Origin of the sequence: Pelomonas sp. KK5, assembly GCF_001984095.1 — a bacterium.
GTDB lineage: Bacteria > Pseudomonadota > Gammaproteobacteria > Burkholderiales > Burkholderiaceae_C > KK5.
This window is the reverse complement of the sequence record NZ_LYVQ01000495.1, coordinates 1-1038: the sequence shown is the minus strand read 5'-3', so window position 1 is coordinate 1038 and position 1038 is coordinate 1. Positions and strand designations below refer to the sequence as shown.

The window sequence follows — 1038 nt, the reverse complement described above, 5'->3', positions numbered from 1 at the left end:
GCTGATGCTCCTGCGGCGCCTGCAGCACCTGCTGCTCCAGCCGGTCGCGGTCCACCACCAGCACGGCCAGGAAGCCGAAAGCGGCCACGGTGCCGATCAAGGCCGCCCAGTTGCGCCGCGCGGGCTTCGCAGGCGCGGGCGCCGCCGGGGGAGCGGCGGCTCGCGCCGTCATCCGCGCCTTCTCCAGGATGGCCGAGCGCACCGCCTCCGCCGGGCGGGACTGCTCGTCGGGGGCGCTGTCCAGCGCCTTCTTCAGCCGTGCGTCGCGCCAGTTCATGATGGTGATGCACCCGTTTCCAGCTCGACCAGGTAGCGCCGCATGCAGTGCCGCAGCTTCTTCAGCGCATAGCGCAGCCGGCTCTTGGCGGTCTCGAAGGCCAGGCCCAGGCGCTGGGCCATGCCCTCGACCGTATCCTCATCCTCGTAGTGGAGCAAGAACACGGCCCGCTGCTCGTCGGGCAGTTCGTCCAGGCAATGCAGCATCTGACGGCCGGCGGCGCGCCAGAAGGCCTCGTCCTCGGCCGCCGGATGGCTGCGGCCGAGCTGGGCCTGCAGCCAGTCGAGCGGATCGTCGCCCTCCTCCTCGCCAGTGCCGACGCCGATCTCCCGCCCGCCGACGCGCAGCCGGTCCATCGCCGCGTTGTGGGCGATCGTGAAGGCCCAGGCGCGCCAGCGCAGCGACTCCCCGGCCCCGGCCACAAAGCTCTCCCGCGCCGCGATCACGCGCAGCCAGGTCTCCTGGAACACCTCGTCCACCTGGGCCGCCAGCGGCGCGCCCAGCAGCCGGCGCAGGAAGCGGTACAGCCCGCCCTCGTGGCGCTGGTAGAGCCGCTCGAAGGCGGCGGCATCGCCGGCCGCATAGGCCAGCATCAGCTCGTCGTCGGTCATCTCTTCGGGGGCGGCGGCGGAAGGCATCGCCGCGATTTGTACCAGCATCGATACGGCCGGCCCGCCCGAACGGGGTCAAAAACTTTCTTAACCCCGTTCGCCGGGCCTGGCCGTATCAGCCCTGTCCTTCACTTCCGAACAGGCCGATGC

The 1038-nt window shown here is 71.4% G+C and carries 1 protein-coding gene and 1 pseudogene; both read right to left on the bottom strand.

Features of this window, described 5'->3' with window-relative positions; all coding sequences use genetic code 11:
- Positions 1-277: pseudogene (locus B0W88_RS31935) on the bottom strand (hypothetical protein); the annotation flags it as partial.
- Complete coding sequence (locus tag B0W88_RS31930; protein ID WP_077038425.1) at positions 274-915, bottom strand: RNA polymerase sigma factor; 642 nt, start codon at positions 913-915, stop codon at positions 274-276. The gene B0W88_RS31930 and the pseudogene B0W88_RS31935, both read right to left, overlap by 4 nt.
- Positions 916-1038 lie beyond the last annotated feature (123 nt).